19 protein-coding genes are annotated in these 23,866 nt (G+C 39.9%); all 19 read right to left on the minus strand.

What is annotated here, in order from left to right; translation table 11 throughout:
• Nucleotides 1-32: 32 nt before the first annotated feature.
• The gene (locus RGQ13_RS13990) at nt 33-1,916 is read right to left on the minus strand and encodes a DEAD/DEAH box helicase (protein ID WP_348390362.1); all 1,884 of its coding nucleotides are present in this window, start codon (nt 1,914-1,916) and stop codon (nt 33-35) included.
• Nucleotides 1,917-2,531: 615 nt separating this feature from the next.
• Nucleotides 2,532-3,530 (minus strand): Vgb family protein, encoded by a 999-nt coding sequence (locus RGQ13_RS13995; protein WP_348390363.1) that lies wholly within the window; start codon nt 3,528-3,530, stop codon nt 2,532-2,534.
• 357 nt (nt 3,531-3,887) lie between these two features.
• Nucleotides 3,888-4,649: a DUF4097 family beta strand repeat-containing protein gene (locus RGQ13_RS14000; RefSeq protein WP_348390364.1), complete on the minus strand. Its 762-nt coding sequence runs from the start codon at nt 4,647-4,649 to the stop codon at nt 3,888-3,890.
• A 228-nt stretch (nt 4,650-4,877) separates the two neighbouring features.
• The gene (locus tag RGQ13_RS14005; RefSeq protein ID WP_348390365.1) at nt 4,878-6,344 is read right to left on the minus strand and encodes an NADH-quinone oxidoreductase subunit N; all 1,467 of its coding nucleotides are present in this window, start codon (nt 6,342-6,344) and stop codon (nt 4,878-4,880) included.
• Entirely contained in the window at nt 6,344-7,885 is a 1,542-nt protein-coding gene (locus tag RGQ13_RS14010; RefSeq protein ID WP_348390366.1) for a complex I subunit 4 family protein, read from the minus strand. Before RGQ13_RS14010 ends, RGQ13_RS14005 begins: the two co-directional genes overlap by 1 nt.
• On the minus strand, nt 7,882-9,786 hold the full coding sequence (gene nuoL, locus RGQ13_RS14015; protein WP_348390367.1) for an NADH-quinone oxidoreductase subunit L: 1,905 nt from the start codon (nt 9,784-9,786) through the stop codon (nt 7,882-7,884). The genes RGQ13_RS14010 and nuoL overlap by 4 nt, the downstream gene beginning before the upstream one ends.
• Nucleotides 9,786-10,094: an NADH-quinone oxidoreductase subunit NuoK gene (gene nuoK, locus RGQ13_RS14020; RefSeq protein WP_348390368.1), complete on the minus strand. Its 309-nt coding sequence runs from the start codon at nt 10,092-10,094 to the stop codon at nt 9,786-9,788. The genes nuoL and nuoK overlap by 1 nt, the downstream gene beginning before the upstream one ends.
• Nucleotides 10,091-10,630 carry an NADH-quinone oxidoreductase subunit J gene (gene nuoJ / locus RGQ13_RS14025; RefSeq protein WP_348390369.1) on the minus strand — a complete coding sequence of 180 codons (540 nt, stop codon included), beginning with the start codon at nt 10,628-10,630 and terminating at the stop codon, nt 10,091-10,093. Before nuoJ ends, nuoK begins: the two co-directional genes overlap by 4 nt.
• 148 nt (nt 10,631-10,778) lie before the next feature.
• On the minus strand, nt 10,779-11,306 hold the full coding sequence (gene nuoI / locus RGQ13_RS14030) for an NADH-quinone oxidoreductase subunit NuoI (RefSeq protein WP_348390370.1): 528 nt from the start codon (nt 11,304-11,306) through the stop codon (nt 10,779-10,781).
• Complete coding sequence (gene nuoH, locus RGQ13_RS14035; RefSeq protein WP_348390371.1) at nt 11,299-12,288, minus strand: NADH-quinone oxidoreductase subunit NuoH; 990 nt, start codon at nt 12,286-12,288, stop codon at nt 11,299-11,301. The genes nuoI and nuoH overlap by 8 nt, the downstream gene beginning before the upstream one ends.
• The gene (nuoG, locus tag RGQ13_RS14040; RefSeq protein ID WP_348390372.1) at nt 12,278-15,214 is read right to left on the minus strand and encodes an NADH-quinone oxidoreductase subunit NuoG; all 2,937 of its coding nucleotides are present in this window, start codon (nt 15,212-15,214) and stop codon (nt 12,278-12,280) included. Before nuoG ends, nuoH begins: the two co-directional genes overlap by 11 nt.
• Complete coding sequence (gene nuoF, locus RGQ13_RS14045; protein ID WP_348390373.1) at nt 15,207-16,631, minus strand: NADH-quinone oxidoreductase subunit NuoF; 1,425 nt, start codon at nt 16,629-16,631, stop codon at nt 15,207-15,209. The genes nuoG and nuoF overlap by 8 nt, the downstream gene beginning before the upstream one ends.
• Nucleotides 16,624-17,217 carry an NADH-quinone oxidoreductase subunit NuoE gene (gene nuoE, locus RGQ13_RS14050; RefSeq protein ID WP_348390374.1) on the minus strand — a complete coding sequence of 198 codons (594 nt, stop codon included), beginning with the start codon at nt 17,215-17,217 and terminating at the stop codon, nt 16,624-16,626. Before nuoE ends, nuoF begins: the two co-directional genes overlap by 8 nt.
• A gap of 17 nt (nt 17,218-17,234) precedes the next feature.
• A complete protein-coding gene (gene nuoC, locus RGQ13_RS14055) occupies nt 17,235-19,022 on the minus strand; it encodes an NADH-quinone oxidoreductase subunit C/D (protein WP_348390375.1) in 1,788 nt (595 codons plus the stop codon).
• On the minus strand, nt 19,022-19,660 hold the full coding sequence (locus tag RGQ13_RS14060; protein WP_348390376.1) for an NADH-quinone oxidoreductase subunit B family protein: 639 nt from the start codon (nt 19,658-19,660) through the stop codon (nt 19,022-19,024). Before RGQ13_RS14060 ends, nuoC begins: the two co-directional genes overlap by 1 nt.
• Before the next feature lies 1 nt (nt 19,661).
• Entirely contained in the window at nt 19,662-20,198 is a 537-nt protein-coding gene (locus RGQ13_RS14065) for an NADH-quinone oxidoreductase subunit A (protein ID WP_348390377.1), read from the minus strand.
• 265 nt (nt 20,199-20,463) lie between these two features.
• Nucleotides 20,464-20,637, minus strand: a complete 174-nt coding sequence (locus RGQ13_RS14070; protein ID WP_348390378.1) for a hypothetical protein — start codon at nt 20,635-20,637, stop codon at nt 20,464-20,466.
• Between the two features lie 39 nt (nt 20,638-20,676).
• Complete coding sequence (locus RGQ13_RS14075) at nt 20,677-23,073, minus strand: AAA family ATPase (protein WP_348390379.1); 2,397 nt, start codon at nt 23,071-23,073, stop codon at nt 20,677-20,679.
• 195 nt (nt 23,074-23,268) lie between these two features.
• Complete coding sequence (locus RGQ13_RS14080) at nt 23,269-23,754, minus strand: zinc ribbon-containing protein (RefSeq protein ID WP_348390380.1); 486 nt, start codon at nt 23,752-23,754, stop codon at nt 23,269-23,271.
• Nucleotides 23,755-23,866: the final 112 nt, after the last annotated feature.

The following is a 23,866-nucleotide window of genomic DNA, read 5'->3' on the forward strand; positions in this document are numbered from 1 at the left end:
TCATCCTTTTGTTGTTTTGATTAAGCTAGTGCTTAGTGACGTGCAGAACGCTCACCACGAGGCTTACGGTCACTATTCTCTCTACGAGGCTTACGTACTTGCGCTTCAACCGGAGCATCTGACACTGAGATGTCTAAACGTTGACGACGTATTTGTACACTACGTAACTTTTGGAATGCATCTTTTGGCATGCCTTTTGGTAGTTGTACAATAGTGTGGTTGTCATTCAAGTTGATTTGACCTATGTATGCACTGTCTAATGAAATTTCGTTAGCAATTGCGCCAACGATATCACCTGGACGAGCACCGTGATCTTTACCTACTTCAATGCGGTATGCTTGCCAATCTACGTCTGGACGTGCACCTGACGATTGACGACGTTCTTTACGCTCACCACGATCGCTGCGTTCGCCACGACCATTACGGTCATTACGATCACGGCCACCACGGTCATTACGATCTCTGCCACGAGTTTCACGAGAATCGCGTGAATCACGGTCTGAACGTTCACGACGAGGACGTACATCTTCTTTCGGTTGTAGAGGTTGCTTTAATTGTTTATCAAACAATAATGCCGCCGCTAAGTCAGCCATATCAACTTCTGAGTCTGCTGCCATTTTCTCTAAAATTTCACGCATGCTTGATAAATCTTTATCAGCAACTGAAGCAATTAACGATTTACGACAACGCTCTATACGTGACAAACCAATTTCTTGAATCGTCGGTAAGTTATATTCGTTAACAGTACCTGCAGTAGCACGTTCGTAGTGACGAACATTATAAAACTCACGAGGACGTACAAATGAAATTGCTGTACCTTCACGACCGGCACGGCCAGTACGACCAATACGGTGAACATAAGATTCAGTTTCACCTGGAATATCGTAGTTGATAACTAGGTCAATACGTTGAATATCTAAACCACGAGCAACAACATCAGTTGCTACCATGATAGAAAGCTTACCATTTTTAAGTTGCTCAACCGTACGTTCACGTTGTGCTTGGTTCATGTCACCGTTTAACGCTGCACATGGGTAACCTAAACGTTCTAATTGCTCAGAAATAGTTATTGTATCGTTACGAGTTCGAACGAAGATAAGCACAGCGTCGAAATCAAATGATTCAATTATGCGTTCAAGGGCAGTTTGTTTAGTAATACCACTTACTCGCCATGCAAGCTGAGTAATGTTCTTTTTAGACTCTTTTTTCGCTGCAATTTTTACATGTACAGGATTATCTAAGAAGCGGTCTGCAATCTTTTTGATTGCTGGAGGCATAGTTGCAGAGAACAATGCCATTTGTGTTTCTTTAGCTAAGTGATCAAGGATCCACTCAATATCTTCTAAGAAACCCATGTTAAGCATTTCATCAGCTTCATCTAGAGCACAAAATTTAACGTCAGCTAACTTTAATGTTTTACGACGTAAGTGATCCATTAAGCGACCAGGAGTACCAACAACAACTTGTGCACCTTTTTCTAGTTGCGAAAGTTGTGGACCGTAAGATTGACCACCATAAAGAGTTGCTACACGTAAGCCTTTCATGTTTTTAGCAAAATCTTCGATTGCTTCAGCTACTTGGATAGCAAGCTCACGAGTTGGTGCTAAAACCATCATTTGTGGTTTCTTTAATTTAACGTCAATGTTAGCAAGTGCAGGTAAACCAAAAGCAGCAGTTTTACCTGTACCAGTTTGTGCTTCACCTAAAACGTCACGACCTTCAATTAAAGGGCCAATAGTTTTTTCTTGGATAGGTGTAGGGTTTACAAAACCCATAGCGTTTAGTGCAGATAATAATACTTCAGGCAAACCTAAAGATTCAAAGCTAACAGTAGCGTTGTTTAATTCAGTCATTAATTTTGTCTTCTCAACAGGCAGATCAATACCTTTACGGTAAATAACTGCGAAAAAATTCAAAGTTATCCACCGGAAGACTTATGGCGAGATCGGTGCGCTACATGTGTTCAAACTACGTTCACATAGGCTTTTGGGATCTATAGCTAATTTGATGCTCTTTATCATAAGCACTCACTGCTTATGGATTCATCTGGGCTAGCTCTTGGCAAGTCAGTTGGCGGAAATAACCACTCTAATTACTAATAATTTGATTAGTAAAGTAATCTCCTATTAATCGCCGTTGTGTTGTGGCGTTAGGAGAAGTTGGCGCATGATACCTTTTTGTAAAAATAATGCAAGTAACATTGTGTAAAAAACAGGCTAAAAAACGTTATTTCACCACATTTAACGCAAAAACAGTGCCAAAAATCAGGTATTTATGAATTTAATTAAAAATTAACATAAATTTTACTAGTTTTTTCAGAACGTGGCTTCGCCATTACGCGCGAATGAATTCACGCCAACCATATACCACCCGTGGCAATTCTAAGTTAAATCATCCATGATTTAAAATTCACGCCAACCAAGTTAGCGTCACCAGAGCTCAACCCAATCAAGGCCCCGAAACCGGTTGGTCCGATTTCAATCGGACGTAATTCCCGAAGGGAAGGTAATGGCGAAGTCCCGTATTAGTAACTAGTGTAATTTTACTCGCCCAATTGTATTTGCATCGGTGCCGAACCAAACTTCTTTAGTGGCCATGTTATAATGCATATAGCGAATTGAACCTGCGCCACTTGGTACTTCTACATTTGCAATAAACTGTTTGCTATTACTATCAAACACTCTTATTTGATTTGGCGTGACACCAGTAAGGGCTATCCAAATTCGATCATTACTATCAATAGCTGAGCCATACAGTTTGGCCTTGTGCTCTTCTGGTAACAGCCAACGATTAATTTTTTTTGTAGCTGAGTTATAACTACCTAAGTAACCTAAACTGTGATCCAGATAATAAATATGGTTGTTTTGAGTTACCTCTAACCGTCTTGGGCGCTCGTTTATATCTATTAAATCTATTTGCTCAACAGTGAAACTTTCCGGGTTAATTTTTGCCAGCTTATTACTGCCAAATAAAACAACCCAAGGTATGTCGTCATAATCAACTTTAATACCATAAGGCCTAGCTGAATCGAACGGCATAGAAACAAGCTTAACCTCACCGGTTTGAGTGTTTAGAAATCCAACTTTATTACCCCATTGTGCGCTAAACCAAATATTTTCTGCAGAATTAAACACTAAAGTATGAGGATCTATTGGAGTGTCACCGGGCATGGAAAATTGCTTTATACTGCCATCAGTTGGATTTAGCCTACCAATATGGCCATTACGATTGCCGGCATACCAAACGTGATCTTTACTATCTATAATAAGGTTGTGTGGGTTAGTGTTATTACTTAATTCGAAACGCTTAAATTTTCCATTTAGAGGATTCAACATGGCAATATAATTGCCGGCTTGCCCACAAAACCAAACATTACCTTTTGAGTCTACGGCAGGATCCCTTGGACGGGTATTATCCCAAGGGACTTGCCATTCTTTAATATCAATAGTTTTAGGCCACTTTTGCTCAGCACTATGTGATGTGCAAACGAAAAGTAGAAAGGTAAAAACAATAAGATAATTAAGTTTCATAATTACTATTTTTATTATTAATTGGTAAGAAAAGTATAGTTGATAAAAAGATAGGTGTAGATCCTACTTACCACTATTTACTGAACCGACATCACTTACTGAACTCGATGCGTTAGCATCGCCATGAACTCGTTTCAGGGTCCTGCTGTTATTCCAATGACCCTGAAGTAAATTCAGGGAATGATGAGGTTGTAAAAGGGAAAACCCGATGCGCTCGTTTAAAAGCACATCGGGTTTAGGTTTTACTAACTGTTTAAAAGATTGACAGATCTTGGAAGTAAACAAAATTTAGTAAAATTCGTAAAATCAGAAGGTCAGAGTCAGGTTATTCTCAAATCTCCTGACCCTCTGATGTTTTTATGAATCGATATTAAATTCGCCTTTAACATCTTTAATATTTAAGCCACCTGAGCCACTGTCAGTAATCGTTAAGCCGCCAGCATCTGTTACTTCGATAGCCCCAGAACCGTCATCAATAGTTACAGTGCCGCCAATATGACGCAAGATCATTTCACCAGAGCCATCTTCGACATTTACTGAACCTGCTATATCAATCACAGTCATTTCACCTGAGCCGTCATTAATATCAACGTCGCCACTTACGTTGCTGATCTCCAACTCTCCGGAGCCATCATCAACAATTAAGTCACCTTGAATATTTTTAACAAATAATGCGCCGGAGCCATCTTCTACTTCAACAAAGTTATTAATATCAGTAATTGATATATCCCCTGAGCCATCATCAATATCTAATGCTAAATTTTTTGGTACCTGTACAGTTAAGTTGATTGATGGTGAATTACCATTCCAAAAACCGCTGGTTGAACCATGTTTAGCAATTAATACGGCTTTGCTGCCTACTTTAGTAAGTGTTAATTCATAATCACGCTTCTTTGTAGTTTCAATGTCGGCTTTTACAGTAATTTCAGTAGCACCTTCTACGCCAACTATATTTAAATATCCTGAGCCAGAATCTACTTCTAAAGAATTTAAATCTGCACTAGCTATAGCTAAGGTTTCTTGTAATTCTACGTTTGCACTTTGTGCACCAACATGAATAACACAGCCTGGTAATATAAGTACGGCAGATAATAAAGCGGCAATTTTGGTCATTTTCATTGTTAAATCCCTGAATTAAGTATTGTATTTTTAACTAATATTGTTACTAATACGTTAATACATCCAAAATCCAAGCCAACTTTATAACACGTTGTTTTTAAAGGGGTTGACAAACTTTAAAAGTAGTATTGCAATATTTAATTAGCGATAAATACTAAATAGTGGTGAAAAATAAAAACGAGGGTCAGAGTCAGGTTATTCTCAAATAACCTGACTCTGACCCTAGTTTCAACCAAATTTTGACAGGGCGAAAAAGCGAACTTCTTCTGAGATCACATCAGGTAAGATACCAAATATCAGTATTGTTATGCTTAAGCAAACAATAACCGCATGTGACAATCGGTTGAGTTTGATCAGGTGCTGGTTGTCTGCTTTGGCAAATAACGTAAAGATAATGCGTAAATAATAATATAAGCCTATACCACTACCCACAACTAAACTTGCTAGTAACCACCAAGCATCATTATTTACGGCAGTACTTATGATATAAAACTTACCAATAAACCCTGCAGTTAATGGAATACCTGCAAGTGATAACAGTGCAAATATCATTGCCGCAGCTTGTGCCGGAGAGCGCCAGAACAGCCCATTCCAATGCTGCCAGTTATCATTATCTTGCTCATTGTTAGCTTTAGATGTTTGGCATATGAAGGTGAATATCAGTAACGTTGCCAAACAATATGCCAGTAAATAAAATAAACCAGATTCCCACGCCATCTGTAGTGATTCATGTGACATTACGTTTAGAATTATCAGCAAATACCCCATATGGGCAATGGATGAATAAGCTAATAAACGTTTAATATTGGTTTGTTGTAACGCTAAAATATTACCAACTAACATAGATGCAATAGCAACAAAGCTGATCACGTTAAGCAGCTGATGCTCACCGTTTGGTGATACATATTGAACCGAGAAAAACCAAAACTTGATCAGCACGGCAAAAATTGCCGTTTTTGAAACCGTTGCTAGCAGCATACTTACTGGTGCAGGAGCCCCCTGATAAACATCGGGTGTCCACATATGAAATGGTGCTAATGATAGTTTAAACGCTAATCCTACAATGAATAACACCGAACCGACATTAAACAATAATTGCATTTGTGGGTTATTCACCGCTAAAAAGCTATTGCTAATATGATGAAAATTTAAATTACCACTGTAGGCATAGATCATCGCCATACCAAATAGCAAAATACTCGACGCCGTTGCGCTTAAAATAAGATATTTAAAACTTGCCTCTAAGGTTTGCCGGCGATTACGTAAGTACCCCACCATCCCAATCAACGCAATGCTCAATAACTCTAACCCTAAAAATACGCTCGCAAAGTGATTGCTTATTGCTAATAAGCTTGCGCCAAGGGTCACCAGTAATAACAATACATAATATTCATCATGAACTTCTTGGCTTACTTTTAAATAACGGCCACTCACTAAACACACAATAAACGCACAAAAGAGCACTAACGCGCTTATTGCCAGAGAAAAACCGTCTAGATAAAACAGTACTGTAGATTGAGTATTAATGGCCGGTAAAACCAGAAAATGAGCACTAGCTGCCAAAACAATACTGATAGCAGTAAATGCTTGGATCATTAACGTTGAACGCCTAATAGCAATTAATAACAGTTGTAAGACGATGGCCAATGACAATACCAGCTGCGGTAAAATGGCTAATAATTCTAAACTACTCATTATTTACTCCCTACAGCGTTAGTACTTGCTATATGACTACTTACCAATTCACTGGCACTAGCTTCAGTTAGGTTAACTCCAATGACGGCGGTTTCATTAACTGTCGCTATATATTGCTCGGGAAAATGGGCAAAAATAAGTTCTGGAAATAGGCCTAAGCAAATGAGTAAGCCCAGTAATGAACCACAGATTAATAACTCTCTTTTACCTAAGTCAGTAATACTGTGCTTAGCTTCGCCTTGAAAACTCTGCTGAAATAAATACATGCCATAAATTGCCGAGCCAATAAGACCAAGGGAGGCAAATATCACATGTAATGGATAGGTTTTAAAACTTCCAGTTAATACCATAAATTCGCCGACAAAATTAAGTAGTCCAGGTAAACCAAATGCTGCGGCAACAAATGCTAGTAGCATACCGCCCATTCTAGGCGCACTACTAAACATTCCGCCCATTGCTGATAAATCTCGGCTATGTAAGCGTTGATATAACATACCAGCCATTGAGAATAGTGCGGCACTACTCAAACCATGAGCGACAATGGTGAGTATCGCGCCATGATAAGAAATTTGTTGAAAGGAGAATAACGCTAACATAACAAAGCCCATATGTGAGATAGAGCTGTAAGCAACTAAACGTTTAAAGTCGGTTTGGGCAAAGGCAAGCTTTGCTCCGTATAAAATACTGATCACCCCAAGCACAACGGCAACATTAGCAAAGTCACTACTGGCTTGTGGAAACATATCTAAAACAAAGCGAATAAGGCCATAGGCGCCAGTTTTTAATAATACCCCCGCAAGTAATACACTACCGGCTGTAGGGGCTTGAGTATGTGCATCAGGTAGCCAAGTATGAACGGGAAATGACGGCAGTTTAACGGCAAAAGCAATAAAGAAGCCAAGCATAATGTAAAACTCTACCTCCGGATTTATTGCCATTTGCTTTAAGGTAAAGTAATCAAAACTCAAACTGCCAGTTTGTTGTTGATGAATAAACGCTAACGCGATAATGCCAATAAGCATTAATAGGCTGCTTACCTGGGTAAAAATAAAGAATTTTGTTGCAGCGTAAATCCTATTTTCGTGCCCCCAAATGGCAATTAATGCGGTCATTGGCAGTAGCATCACTTCCCAAAAAAAGAAGAATAAGAATAAGTCAGTGGCAATGAATACGCCTACTATGCCAGCAATAGATGCCATTAAATTGAAGTAATAAAAGCCAACTTTGTCGGTAATTTCTTGCCAAGAAACTAACACACAGATAACACCCAGCACTAACGTTAGTGCGATTAAAATAAAACTTAAACTGTCGATGCCGGTAGCATAATAAATATTAAATGCTGAAATCCATTCAACATTAGCCAACCTTAGGTATTGATGAAATAGCTGAGGATTATCCATGGAAAATTCAGCAAGTAAGCCAAAGCTGAACAAAATTGCTAGCAAGCTGATCCAACGCCCAGTATTAGCACGATGGTTTTCTGCTGCCCAAGCAATAACACCGCCCGTTAATAACGCAATTAAAATTTGAGTTAAAATCATAACGCACCTCCACCGATGCTAGAAACATCAGAGGTAAATAATACAATTGCTAACAGTAGTGCTACGCCAACACCTAGCATTGCCCCATACCAACGCAGTTGACCATTTTGGCTGGCTTTTAATACTTCATGCCAAGTTTGTACATTCCAGCGAATGCCGTGGACTAGTTGGTCAATAATGTCGTTTTTATTTAACTTGCTGATAAATACAAAAGGTTTAACCAGAAATGTATTATATAAAGTGTCAAAGCCTAAGCCCCGCTGTAAGAAGGAATATATATCGGCTCCGGAGCTAATACCTGGCGTTGTGTTTTCGCGGGGATCTACAACATCTTTCCCAGTTTTAGGGAAATACACTACATAAGCGATAACAATGCCAACAAATGGTGTCGCTATAGCTACCGTATGTAACCAGGAAGGATCACTATTGGTGGATGTTAAAGTTGGAAATAATGCGCTTAAATCTAAAGTAATTAAACCGCCGACAAGCGCTAGTACAGCCAGAATCATCAATGGTATTAGTTGCAGTTTATCTGTCACCTTATGTACAGTTTCATCACCACGATATTCGCCAAAGAAGGTTATAAATAACATTCTAAAACTGTAGATACTGGTGATAAGTGCGCCTAACACGCCTATCCACCAAAATACGGGCCCTGCTGTAGCAGATGAATACAGCTCCGCCAGTATTGCTTCTTTAGACACAAAGCCAGACGTTCCGGGAAAAGCGATTAGGGCAGCAATACCGATAATAAATAAAGCACTTATCAATGGAAGTTTTTTAAGTAACCCGCCCATTTTGAACATATTTTGTTGATGATGCAGAGCCAAAATAATTGAACCCGCAGTTAAAAACAGTAACGCTTTAAAAAATGCATGGGTCATTAAATGCATAACGCCAGCACTAAACGCACCAGCACCTAAAGCCAGCATCATATAGCCTATTTGGCTCATCGTAGAATATGCCAACACTCGTTTAATATCAGACTGGCCAAGCGCAGCAAAGCCGGCAAGTAATAATGTTAATGCACCGATCCAAGCGACAATAGTCATCACTTCTGGCGTTAATATAAACAAACCTTGCATTCGGGCGATTAAATATACACCTGCGGTTACCATTGTTGCGGCATGAATCAACGCACTAACCGGTGTTGGGCCGGCCATGGCGTCGGGCAACCAGGTTTGCAGAGGTAACTGAGCAGATTTACCAACCGCGCCGCCAACGAGCAGTAAACAAATCCAGAATGCCATATCATTTTCAACCAGATAATTACTATGCGCTAAAGCGGTTACATCAGAGATAGTTAAACTGCCGGTTTCACGAAATAATAAAAATAGGCCTATTGCTAGAAAAGTATCGCCAACACGGGTGACAATAAATGCTTTTTTCGCCGCCATCGCATTTTCTGGATTTTGATACCAAAATCCGATTAACAAAAAGCTGCATAACCCTACACCTTCCCAGCCAAGATAGAGTAATACCAAGTTATCAGCTAAAACCAACAACAACATCGCGACGATGAATAAATTCATGTACGCCATAAAACGTGAAAAATTTTCATCTCCTCTCATATAGGCAGCAGCGTAGGCATGAATTAAAAAACCAACTCCGCTGACCACAGAAATCATCACCATAGACAAACTATCAAGACGCAAAGCAAAGTTAATCGGCTCTTCACCTAATTTGAACCACTGCCATAAATGCGCATGTAAAACGGTGTCAGGAGTAAGCATGGCCACTTGCAATAAATACGCACTGCTGAGTGCGCTTAATGCCATAGCGCCAACGGACAGAATAGTCGCCATCAACCAAGATAATCGTTTACCCAAAAGCACTAATAACACAAAGCTCAATAACGGATAAAATGGTAAATATGAGAGTATTTGAATGTGATCCATCATTAGCCCTTCATTTCACTAAGTTCGTCAATATCCAGCGATAACCGCTGTTGATGTAAACGTATGAGTAGTGCCAAGCCAACAGCAACCTCTGCAGCAGCTAAGGTTAAAATTAAAATAAACATGATTTGGCCATCAGCTTCTTGCCAGCTACTGCCGGCAGCAATAAAGGCAATGCCAACAGAGTTGAGCATCACTTCTAAACTCATCAACATAAATAAGGTGTTACGTCTGGCAATAACGCCAATAAAGCCGATAAGAAATAGAATACCAGCTAGAATAAACGCATGCATTAATGGGATATGACTCATAAGTTGCCCCCCATATTGTCTTTACCTTGACCAAAGTCGTTTTCACCTTTGGCAAAATGATAACCAGCAATTAAACCGGCTAATAACAAAAAGGATGCTATTTCTACCGCTAATAAATAAGGACCATATAATAAAATACCGACTTGTTTAGCCGACATGATTGATGAGGTATATTGAGCGCTGTTGGCACTGTTAATAATTACATAGACAACTTCAATGAGTAATACTGATGATAATATAACTGGTCCGATCCACCGGCTAAACCAATGTTTTGAATAATGAATAGGGTCTTTATCGCCTTGTAAATCAAACATCATAACGGCGAATACAAACAAGACTAATATGGCTCCGGCATAAACGATAACCTCTAAACCTGCGGCAAACGGTGCCCCCATAAAATAGAAACATACCGCCACTGCTAACAGTGACACCACTAAATACAACAATGCATGGATCGCATTTGAGCCAGTAACCACCCGAATAGAGGCGATAATGGCAATGGCTGCGGCAATGTAAAATGGCAATTGGCTTATCATTATTATTCCTTTTAACTACGAATTACGAATACGGCGCTCTGCGCCTCCGAATACTTTTCACTACGAATTACGAAGCAACTATCGGAGCGAAGCGTATTCGAAGCATCGCGTATTCGTAGTTACGAAGTAACGTATTCGTCCCTAGTTGTTAGGGCATCAAATCTCTAACATTAACCGGCGCTTTTTCATGTTCACCTTCGCCCTTTCCTTTCACTCCTGTAGCAACACCAGACTGCTTGTAAAAGTTATAATCTGGGTATTTTCCAGGGCCACTGATCAATAGGTTCTCTTTTTCATAAACCAGGTTTTGCCGGTCATATTCGGCAAGCTCTATATCAGGGGTTAATTGAATGGCATAAGTAGGACACGCTTCTTCACAAAAGCCGCATAAGATACAGCGTGAAAAATTAATTCGGAAAAACTCAGCGCGCTTACGCCCATTAGGATCAATGGTTTGCTGCAGGGCAATACAATCAACAGGGCAAGCAACGGCACACAAGTTACAAGCGACACAACGTTCTTCACCGTCGGGATCACGAGTAAGCACAATACGACCACGATACCGCGGTGCTAAATAAGGTTTTTGCTCTGGATATTGCACGGTGTCAGCTTTGGTAAACGTATGTTTGAGTACTAACCACATAGTACGAAACTGGCTATAAAACATTTTAAGCATGTACGCCTCCAATAATGCCAGTAAGCTTTAAGACGGCTGTAAGTAGTAAATTAAATAACGCCAGCGGTAGCATCACCTTCCAGCCAAATTCAAGTAGTTGATCAAACCTGGGTCTTGGCAGTGATGTTCGTAACAAGATAAAAAACATAATGAGAACAAACACTTTACCAATAAACCAAACAAGCGATGGGATCATATTTGCCCATTCGCTTGGGAGAAACCCTGGCGGCAAATAACCACCAAAAAATAACGTAACTGACATCGCAGAAATTAAGGTGACACCTAAATACTCACCTAAGAAAAACAAAGCAAATTTTAGACCTGAATATTCAGTGTGAAACCCTGCCGTAAGCTCGGTTTCGGCTTCGGGCAAATCAAACGGTAAGCGATGGCTTTCAGCAATACCTGCCACTAAAAACACGATAAAACCGATCAGCTGAGACTGAATAAACCAGCCATCTTGTTGAGCAACCACTATGTCACGTAAATTAAAACTGCCGGTAATAAGCACTACGCCCATAACAGATAAGCCCATAAATACTTCGTAACTTATGGTTTGTGCAGCCGCGCGCATACTACCGAGTAATGCATATTTATTTTTTGATGCCCAACCGGCTAATACAACGCCATAGACAGCCAAGGATGTCATCGCTAAAAAGAATAAAACACCAATGTTGAGATCAGATATACCTATGGTGTCAGAGAAAGGTACTACGACAAAACTCAATAACACTGTAGTTGCAGCAATTACCGGTGCAGCGATAAATATAGCTTTATCGGCAAACTTAGGGGTGAACTCATCCTTGCCTAGTATTTTTAATAAGTCAGCAAGGGATTGTAAAATACCAAATGGTCCTACTCGGTTTGGCCCTAATCGGTCTTGCCAAATACCAATCATTCTACGTTCTACCCACACCAACATGGCTGCAATAGGAATAAGCAGCGCGAGAATGATACTCAGTTCAATCAGCTTAAAGATCATCTAAACCTCCCGCCATTAATCGAATAGGAATAAATTGATCGTTTTGTTTCAGCCGGACAAGTAACTGCTGTTTATTGGCTTCTGCAGAGCTGACTTTATTGGCTAAGCTTTGCTGAAATTCAGCAACCTGTTCAGTATTGGCAGCGGTTAACTTAGAATTATTCAACTCAATATGCTTACTGTCATTGCCAAATAAATAAACCAGAGCGCAATTTTCGGCGACTTCGTTAATGATTTTAAGCTGACAAATTTGATTTGAATCGGATAGTTGCAAATTCACATGCGAGCATTCACCTAAACCTAACTGTGAAGCCAAGGCGGCATTTATTTCGACATAAGGAATAGGCGATAATAATTCGAACTCGATACCTTTAAGACCTAAATAGTCATTGCCAAAAATATGCGCAGCAGGAATAAAGTTGATTGGATTATTTTTGCTTACGCTTTGATCCTTTATATTTTCACTAGCAACATTGGTATCCGGAGTTGATTCTCTACTCTCACTAGGATCATATATCTGTACTACGGGTGAACTATTAAGTAAGCCTGAACCTACTTGCTGCTGATATTTACTAATTGATTGGTTTGAATTCCACCCTGGCGCCCATGTATAAGGCATTGCATTAGCGGCGCTAGTGTTAGAACTAGCAGACTGATTGCTTTGTGGGTGACTACCTTCCATTGAAAATTTATAAGGTGAGTTATTATCAATAGTCGTTTTTCTTTCATGTACGTTTTGGTTCGCAGTCATCGCCGTTCGTCCTGACGCTCGATGTGTTTGCCTTGCAGTTTTTAATAAAAACTGTTCGGCAATAAACACCGACGTATCTGGGAAATTAGCTTCAAATCGCTGTAAGGTTTGCCAAAAGTCATTAATGGTTTTTACCTGCTCGTTTTCAGAGGTATTAACTAACTGACCGTCACCGATAATTGCATCTAACATAGTAACCACTCGCCAAGCTGGTAATATTGGCAGTTTAGGAGCAAATGCAGGATAAAAACATTGTGCCCTGCCTTGATAATTAACTAATAAACCTTGTGATTCACTAAATGTAGCCGTGGGTAAAATAACATCTGCATGTTCAGTTACGACGCTTTCGTTGTGATCGAGCGCTATAATCGTTGTAACCGATGTCAGTAATGTTTGCCTCTGTGTCGTAGTTAAATTAGACAGTTCATTTTCACAAATAACTAAGCCATCAATACTGTTGTCGCTTGCTTGTTGGCACAACTGCTCTAGGGTTAAACTTGCATCGTTAAGTAAGCTGGCTAAGCCAATACTGTTTGCTTTACTTGGCATTATCACAAAGCTCAAGTTAGGCACTCCAGTTTTCACTAAAGCCGTGTCATTAACCGCAGATGCCGCAAATCCTGTTGCTAAGTTTAAACATTGCTGAGCAAGCTCTACATTTTCTAGTGTATGACCACTGATAATTAACGGCCGTTTAGCACTTGATAATGCTGCTACAGCTTGTTCGACAAACTCGTTCTGTTTTGCAGTCAAAGAAGTAAACAGCGGTTTATGGTGGCAAAGTTTGGCATTTATCGCTTGCGTAATTGTAGCAATGTCATCGGGGTTAGAATAATTAACTGCCGTTGCTACATCATCAAGCTTGCTTGCCGTCACATCACAAATAAACAGTGGCGATAAGGTTTTTCCGGCTGCGGTTCTAACCGCTTCATCTTGCCACCTTGGAATTCGTAATTTATCGGCAATTTCAAGGCCAGCATTACGTACAGTTTGACGCAGGGCCAAAGCAATTCTTGGCGATGTTTGGGTTAAGTCTTCACCAAGTATTAATACACAGTCGGCTTGCTCGATTTGCTTCACGCTCAGCATGTTGACATGATTGAGCATTTGCTTGTTTATATTTAATAATTGCGTTTGCTTGTCAGTTAGACCAGAACAAAAGTTGTCTTCACCAAATAGATGCTTTAATGCGGCATTGGTTTCAAGCGATGCTCGCTCTGATCCAATTGCAACAAACCGTTGACCTTTATATTTTGCCAAAGATAATTGCACATCTTTGGTGGAAAGCTTGCTAGGAAATTCTTGCTTGATGCCTTTTGCTGTCGTAATTCTGTCATCGCTATTCACATAACCAAAGCCAAAACGGCCTTTATCACATAAAAAGTAGCCATTAACATCATCGTTGTATCGATTTACTACTCGTCGTACACAACCATAACGTTCACCAACACTGATATTACAACCGACAGCGCAGCCTTTACATATTGATGGTGCCGATTGTAGATCCCATTTACGAGCATAGTGCGCCGAAAATGGCTTGTCGGTAAAGACTCCTGTTGGACATACTTCAACTAAATTGCCAGAAAATTCTGATTCTAAAACACCATCTTGTTGGCGGCCAAAGTACACTTTATTTCTTGACCCATACACACCAAAATCTTTACCGCCAGCGTAATCTTTATAAAAACGCACACAACGGTAACAAGTAATACACCGATTCATTTCATGGCCAATATGCGGCCCTAAATTTTGATTGGTGAATGTACGTTTATCACCAACGTACTCACGTTGATTATGACCGGTCATCACGGTCATATCTTGTAAATGACACTCTCCGCCTTCTGCGCAAACAGGGCAATCATGGGGATGATTAGTCATCATTGCTGAAATGACTTGTTCACGAAAATGACTAGAGTAACTATCACCTAAGCCTATACGCATCCCATCAGTAATAGGCGTCATACAAGCCATGGCTAAACGACCTTGTTGCTCGGTTTCATCGTTATATACGGTAACCGCACATTGGCGACATGCACCAACCGATCCCATTGATGGGTGCCAACAAAAATAGGGTAAATCTAATTTACTTGAAAGCACGCCAGCCAATAAATTATCACCAGCATCAACTTGATAAGAAACCCCATCAACATAAATAGTTACGCTATTATCACTCATGAGCTGTCTCACTATTATTGTTGGTAGAAGTATTAATGGGTTTCGTAGTATTAGCAACGGCCGCTATATCTACCGCGTTGCTCATTGTGTTAGTGGTTGTTGCGAGTTTGTTGCCATGCTTGATTGGGCAACAACCTTTGTCGATGTGCTCTAAGAAATCATCATGAAAATACTTTAATGCACTTCTAAGTGGTTCAACTGCACCCGGTGCTAACGCACAATGAGTTTTACCAATCCACATAAAATCACAAAGTTTTTCTAAGCTATCAATATCGGCTAATGCGCCCTGACCATTTTCAATACGTGTCAAAATTTCAACAACCCAAGGCGTACCATCACGACACGGCGTGCAGTAACCACAAGACTCTTGTGCAAAAAATTGCAGTAAATTTAACACCATGCCTACCGGGCAATTATGATCATCTAAAACAATAAGCCCCGCGGTACCAAGTCGGCTGCCCACTTTAGCAATGTTGTCATAATCCATTGGTGTATCGAGATGCTCTTCAACCAGGAAATCGGTGGATGCACCGCCAGGTAATAAGCCTCTAAATTTCAACCCGTCTTGCATACCACCAGCTTTATCATAAAGCACATGGCGAATAGTCATTCCCATTGGCATTTCCCAAAGGCCTGGGTTTTTAACTCGGCCACTGGCGCCATAAATTTTACTGCCCGGATCGCTGTTCGGTGAAAATGCTTTAAACCAATCGCCGCCATTTTTAAAAATGTGCGGTAAATTACATAGCGTTTCGACGTTGTTGACAATGGTAGGTTTGCCAAATAAGCCACTTACCTGAGGAAATGGTGGTTTTGCCCTTGGGTTGGCACGCTTGCCTTCAAGCGCATTAATTAATGCGGTTTCTTCGCCGCATATATAACGACCTGCACTAGTATGTAAATATAAGTCGAGTTGAAAGTTACTGCCTTGAATATTATTGCCTAACCAACCGGCTTTATACGCTTCATCTATTGCATTTTGTATGCGTTTGGCTGCTAGGAAGTACTCACCTCGTAAAAATATATAGGCTTTGTTAGCACCAATAGTACGAGCACCAATAATCATAGATTCTACTAATTGATGCGGATTGCCTTCAATTAATAATCGGTCTTTAAAGGTGCCAGGTTCCATTTCATCGGCATTACAGACGAGGTATTTATTGTCAGGGGCATTTTCATCACCCTCATCAAACATTGGCACAAAGCTCCACTTCATGCCTGTTGGAAAACCTGCGCCACCACGGCCTTTTAAACCTGAATTTTTAACCACGTCTAAGCATTCAGCACAATTCATATTCAGAGCTTTTTGCGCACCTTGATAACCACCGTTTTGTTGATATGCGTCTAGATTTAACGGTTGTTCAAGGTTAATTAAGCCAGTTAATGGCATGCTTGGGTCAACAATAAAGTTACTCATTGTTTTCTCCTTGCTCGTCCGTTTTAGTTATTCCATCAGCCTTGGCCTGCATCCGTAAATTATTTAATAAGGCAATGACTTTATCTTTATCTAACTGTTGATAATGTTGCTCACCTATCATTAACGTTGGTCCTTTATCACAACCTCCCAAACAGGCATTAGTGATCAGGGTGAATATTCCGTCATCAGTGGTTTGCCCGTATTCAATACCCAGTTCGTTTTTTATGGTGTCGCTAATTGTTTCATAACCAGTGAGATAACAACTTATGCTATTGCATAAATGAATGACATATTTACCCACGGGTTGGCGGTAAATTAAGTTATAAAACGTTGCAACGCCTTCGAGTTGGGCTGCACTCATTTGCAGTAAATCAGCAATCGCATACAAACTTTCATCAGAGATCCAACCGCGACTTTTTTGTACGATTTTCAAGCCTTCAATACCTGCAGCTTCGCGGTATTCTAAAATAGTAGTTTCGTGCTCAATTTCATTAATTTCAGCTTCGGTTAAATAGTTTTTATAATCAATATTAACCACATCAATTTGCTGCTGTGCATTAGCTGTTTTGATTGAGAGTAAGGTCATAACGTTTGTACTAGCCTCTATCTATCTACGTCGGCCATTACGTAGTCGATACTACCTAATGTGGCGATTAAATCGGCAACCATTTGCCCTTGCGAAATCAACGGGATCATTTGCAAATGGGCAAAAGACGGGGTACGAATACGAGTACGATAACTCATCGTGCTGCCATCACTTACTAAGTGATAAGCCATTATGCCTTTGGTAGCTTCAACACTAACTGACACTTCACCTGCGGGGATCACTGGTCCCCAAGACACGTTGACAAAATGTGGAATTAAGGTGTCTATATCTTGCATAGTCCGAGACTTATCTGGTGGTGTGGTTTGTGGGTGGTCGGCTTTATAGGGTCCTGATGGCATATTATTTAAACATTGCTCAATGATGCGGATACTTTGGCGCATTTCTTCAACTCTTACGCGGCAGCGGTCATAACAATCGCCGTTGTGTCCAACTGGTATTTCAAAATCAAATTGATCGTAACCGCCATACGGACGCTGCTTACGTAAATCCCACGAATAGCCAGTTGCTCTTAGACCTGGACCAGTAATACCCCACTCAATTGCTTCTTTGGTGGTATAAGCGCCAACACCTACTGTACGAGCTTTTAGTAACTCATTTTGCATTACCATTTTTTCGTATTCATCTAAACGCTTAGGCAAGTAGTTCACGTATTCACGCACTAAACTATCCCACCCTTTTGGCAGGTCTGCGGCAACGCCACCAACACGGAAAGAGCTTGGATGCATACGAGCGCCAGTAAACGCTTCGATAATGCCAAACAGTTTCTCTCGATCAATAAACATATAAAAGATTGGTGATAACGCGCCAATATCTTGGGCAAAGGTACCGTAAAACAGTAGATGAGATAAAATCCGAAACATTTCTGACATCATGATGCGAATGACTTTTGCTCTGTCAGGCACCGTAATACCAGCGAGTTGTTCAACTGCCATCACGTAAGGGAAATTATTCATTACCCCACCTAAATAGTCGATCCTGTCGGTATAGGGTATATAGCTATGCCAAGATTGACGCTCACCCATTTTTTCAGCGCCGCGATGGTGATAACCAATATCGGGTACAGAATCAACAATCTCTTCGCCTTCCATTTGCAACACAACACGAAATGCACCGTGCACACTAGGATGGTTTGGACCAAGGTTTAAAAAACTAAAATCACTGGTTTTGCTTTGTCGTTTCATGCCCCAAGCTTCAGGGTTAAACTTTAATGCCTCTTGTTCAATGTCTTGTTGATCATCAGGCAGTGTAAACGGGTCCATTTCAGTAGCGCGAGCGGGATGATCTTTTAATAACGGATGACCAACCCAAGTATTCGGCATTAATATGCGAGCCAGATGGGGGTGATTATTAAAAGTTATGCCAAACATATCCCAAACTTCACGTTCATACCAATTGGCATTGGGCCAAATATTACTGACCGTTTCAGCACTTTTATCATTACTGTGCAGAGCCACTTTAATACGAACATCACGGTTACGAGCATAAGAGCGTAGATGATATATCAAGGTAAAATCGGCAACGTGTGAGCTTAATTTATGCTCGCGAACGCGTTCATCAATAGCGGTAAGGTCAAAGCAAAAATCAAAACCATCATCAAGTTGATGTCTAAGAAGATACATCAGCATGGCCAAATGTGCCCTATCTACCCAATAGGTTTCAATATTGTCGATTAATAATTGTTTGTGCAGAATTATTTCACTATTTATATTAGCGACTTCTTCACTAATACTAAACGGCGCTTGCACTTGCCAGTCTTTTGAATTTTTCAAAAAAGAGCTATTCATTATATGCTATCCGGCTCATCTAAAATCGTAACTTCAATACGACTTTTTTGTTTTATATCTCGTAGTGATGGCTTGACGACTTCAGTCGTGCCTTGTTCACCAACCACCCAACTTAGTGGCCTTGGTTGATTGGCAATTTTGGTTTGCAACAGTAATAAACCTTCAAGTAAAGCTTCAGGCCTTGGCGGGCAACCCGGTACATAAACATCTACAGGAATAAATTTATCAACGCCTTGTACTACCGAGTAAATATCATACATGCCACCAGAGTTTGCACATGAGCCCATGGAAATTATCCAACGAGGCTCCATTAATTGGTCATAAAGGTGGCGAATAACCGGTGCCATTTTTCGAAAACAAGTGCCGGATATAACCATTAAATCAGCTTGTCTTGGCGTAGCACGGATAACTTCAGCGCCAAAACGGGCAATATCATGTCTAGAGGTAAAGCCGGTAGCCATTTCGACATAACAGCAAGACAAACCAAAGTTAAACGGCCAGATGGAGTTTTTTCGGCCCCAGTTGATCATGTCATCGAGCTTGGCAAACATCACGTTGCGTTTTAAATCGTCTTCAGAGATATTACGAGAATCAAGCATTTCTTTGTCGATGGCGGCTTTTGTCATGGACCATTCCATATTATTGATCTCCCTTTACTGCGATATGGTTTACATTGTCAGATTTGGCTGCACTAGCACGAAGTAACTCTCTAGCGGGTAAATGTTTGTGTTTTAATTGCAAGCCTCCAATACGCCATACATAAATAAGCGCAACGAGTAAAATACCGATGAAAATTGACGCTTCAATAAAACCAGCAATGCCAACTTCGTCAAAGGCGATAACCCAAGCGAACAAGAAAATGGTTTCTAAATCGAAAATAACAAAGAATATGGCATACAAGAAAAAATGATTGGTGAAACGACTTTTAGGAGCATCAACGGCAACAATGCCAGATTCGTAGGGAGTATGAGTGTGACGACGATTAGTTTTTGGACCCAAGACTGCAGAAAGCCCGAGCATAATGGCAAGTAAAAACATTAACAGCACAAAATAGGCCGCAATAGGCCATATTTGTTCCATTTGCTGCTCAGCAACGGTTAATGTATTTGATGTGACAGCATTAACTGACTCAACAGCGATTGTTAATAGTACAACGGACAGATCTATCGCGCTCACGCAAACCCCCAATGTACGATAGACCACTGTGTATATGCTTAGCGCAAAATACACACTTATCGCGTTCTCTAAGTGCTTATTTTTATAAAAACGTTAACTTAGAGATAATATAAATTATTATTAATATATGTAATTTTTCAATTAGTTACTGATTAAAGAATAGCCAATTTTTGTAAAAAAGAAAAGGGGAAATGTAGATAAAGATGCCAGTATTTTAAACTGGCATTTTTAAAGGGATGTAGCGGAGTGTATTAACTAATTTTTACTAAATGAGTTGATTTATTAGCGCAGCAAACAACATGATAAACACTAAAATGATCAGCCATTTTGAATATTTTTGCTGCTCTTGTGCTTCCATCGGCTTACCGTATTTTTCACCGAGTATCACCATTATTGCAACACTGCCAAACACTACGGCTAAGATGACTAGTAAAGTCATAAATATTTTCCTTACAGTTTCGCAGTAACGAATTTGAATCTATTCGTTATCACCACCATTGATCATATCCGATAAATACGACAACTTGTCCATCGCCATTCCATGAATTGATTTTCGAGGATAACTGCCATCTCGCTTAGCAACGCCAGCTGTTTGTCCAAGCAATAGTTCAAGTGCTTGGTCGACATGTCCAACCGCATAAATGCTAAATTCGCCCTTTTCAACCGCTGCAATAACATCAGGATCGAGCATTAAGTTCATTTTATTGGTTTTAGGAACAATAACACCTTGATTACCAGTTAAACCTTTATCGCGACATAAACGATAAAAGCCTTCAATTTTTTCATTGACTCCACCAATCGATTGCACCTCACCGTGTTGGTTCATTGAACCCGTAATGGCAAGCTCTTGATTGATTGGCAACTTAGTAATAGAAGAAATTAACGCACAAAGTTCGGCCATTGAGGCGCTATCTCCATCGATATGCCCATAAGATTGTTCAATAGCAATATTTGCAGATATAGACAATGGAAAACTTTGACCGTATTTATGGCCAAGATAACCAATTAACAACAGTACACCCTTTGAATGAATTGATTTACCTAACTCGGCTTCTCTTTCAATATCAGTAACCCCTTGCGCACCAGCATAAACGGTTGCAGAAATACGTGCGGGTGTACCAAATACGCTATCACCAATTTCAAGAACTGTTAAACCATTAACCCTGCCAACAGCTTGCCCTTCGGTAGAGATGAGTACTTGCTCTTCTTTAATTTCTTGCAACCACGTTTCGCTTAAGCGTCCAGTTCGTCTCGCTTTTGCGGCAAGGGCAGCTTCAACATGCGCGGCCTCGATATTGCCGGTACTGCCTTGTTTTTGCCAAATAAACTTAGCTTCATCAAGTAAGTCGTTTATTTGCACAATATTTGCCGACAGACGCTGTTGATGCTCAGCTTTACGAAGTGAATAACGCACCAATAAACTTACCGCTTTATCATTAACCGACGGATAATCATGCTTTTGTGCATGTTGGCGTATCAGTGTTGCATAGGCTTTTAAGTTGTCTTCATTTTTATCAACATGGCGATCAAAATCTGCCAGCACACGAAACAATTCGGTAAACTCTTGATCGTACTCTTGCAAAGTGTAATAAATTTCAGAATTACCCAGTAAAATAACTTTAACTTTTAGCGGTATTTTTTCAGGCTGTAAGCTAACACTACTGCCCATTGCCATGTCGGCATATGGATGATCTATTTGTGCTTCACCTGTTTTTAATGCCAACTTCAACCGCTGCCATATCATCGGCTGGGTTAATAATTTTTCGGCATCCAATAATAAATAACCGCCATTGGCTCGATGCAATGCACCGCTTCGAATTAAGCGATAGTTTGTATAAACCGCGCCTTGAAAAGAAGAATAATCGATAGAGCCAAATAAATTTTGATAGGTTGGATTTTGCTCATAAACAACGGGTGCCCCCTCTCCTGGTATTCGTGATACCAGTAAGTTTGGCATAAAACGCTCTTCCATCATTTTACGACAACCCTTATCATCACGAGGATTATCAGAGCTTTCATCAATTAGTATATCTAAAACTGCCTCGGTGATAGAGCCTTTTACTTGATGAAGGTACTTCAGCACACCAAGGTTTGCTGAAAATTCACGTTCAAGCTCTTTTAGTAATGGTCTGATACTTTGCTCGGCAGTATCAAACTTTAATTTACGCATGGCTACGCTAGATTCACGTTTCCATAGAGGCAACTCTAAAAGCTTTTCGCTGAGAATGGTTTCTAACTCTTCCAGTAATTGATAAAACTCAGTACGTTTGGCTTCATCAAGGTTAGCGAAATCTTTATCATTTAGTGGTTTACCATCAACTAGTGGAGCAAAGCTTATCTCACCTTTTTCCTCATACAATACAACATCTTTTGAATAAGCATGTTCTTCAACATCCTCAATGGCTTTGTCGTATTTTTTATTAAATGCACGGTCAATTGCCGCTTTTTTTCGTTGGTAGCCAGGGTTATCAAAAATTTCAGGAAATAGATCCATCAAATCATCAATTAATGAATTTATTTTTCCTTGTAATTGCTTGCCTTCGCCGGCATTTAAATACAATTTGTGCGGCGCTTGATTATCGTCAAAGTTATTTATGTAACACCACTCGTCGGCAGTGTCTTGTTGACTGGCAAATTCTGCCAACATTTGACTTATTAAGGTTTGTCGACCACTGCCAGGCTCGCCTTTAGCAAATACATTAAACCCTGTTGATGGCATAGAAAGGCCAAAATCCAGCGCCTCTTTGGCCCGTTCATGACCAATAAATTTTTGTTTAACATTGACATCTACCTGACTTTTGGAAAATAGCGTTTCAGGTAATTCCGCACATAATTGCTTTGCTGGCACCTTGAGTGCGTCGTTAGATACTGTCATGTAATATTGATATCCTTTAAAGATATAAAGAAGGTGGTTTTATTATTTTTAGTTGGATCGAATTAGTAATTTATATGAATAAAATCCAATAAAAATAACAACCCTTTAAGGTCAGTGTATACCTAGGTAAGATACAAATGCAAAGCCAAAATAAGGTTAGTCTATAAACGTTGAAAAATTAAGCAGTTTACTACGTTAATCACTAAACGCTTGGCGAGAATATTCATTTGAGCCGCAGTTTGGACATTGAATAACCGTACTGGCATGGGTAATGTCAACTTGTCTGCCACAGCCATGACACTGGATCCGACCAAAACCAATGGAATCTCCGGTTTTGTATGTGCCGTCATGATTGAAATCATCAACTAACTCAGTCCATTCAACTTGTGTTTGATCAGTCATACCAGCTAAATGTTGCCACATGCCCTCACTGATGGCAGTAAGATACATAGAATTTTCGGCATCTTCTTTATTATGTTGATAAAAACCTAGCAAATCTTGCTTAAAGCTTTCTACTGATAATTGATATTCATTAATAGAGACTTGTTCAGCGGCATTAATAAACTCATCGGCCTTGTTTACCCATTGAATTATTGATTTCACTTCATCATCTTTGGCATCTTTTAACCAAAGATAAACCTTGTCGAAAACATTCTGATAATTGCTATTTTTGTCACTCATAAACAGTCTCAAATTTATAAAAATTAGTTGTTATAAAAAAAGTATAGTCAATCTACGTGGTTTAGGGATAAACCACGTGCTCTTCTATACCATTTATCAATTATTTAAGTTA

It is taken from the genome of Thalassotalea psychrophila, from assembly GCF_031583595.1.
Taxonomy (GTDB): Bacteria; Pseudomonadota; Gammaproteobacteria; order Enterobacterales; family Alteromonadaceae; genus Thalassotalea_A; species Thalassotalea_A psychrophila.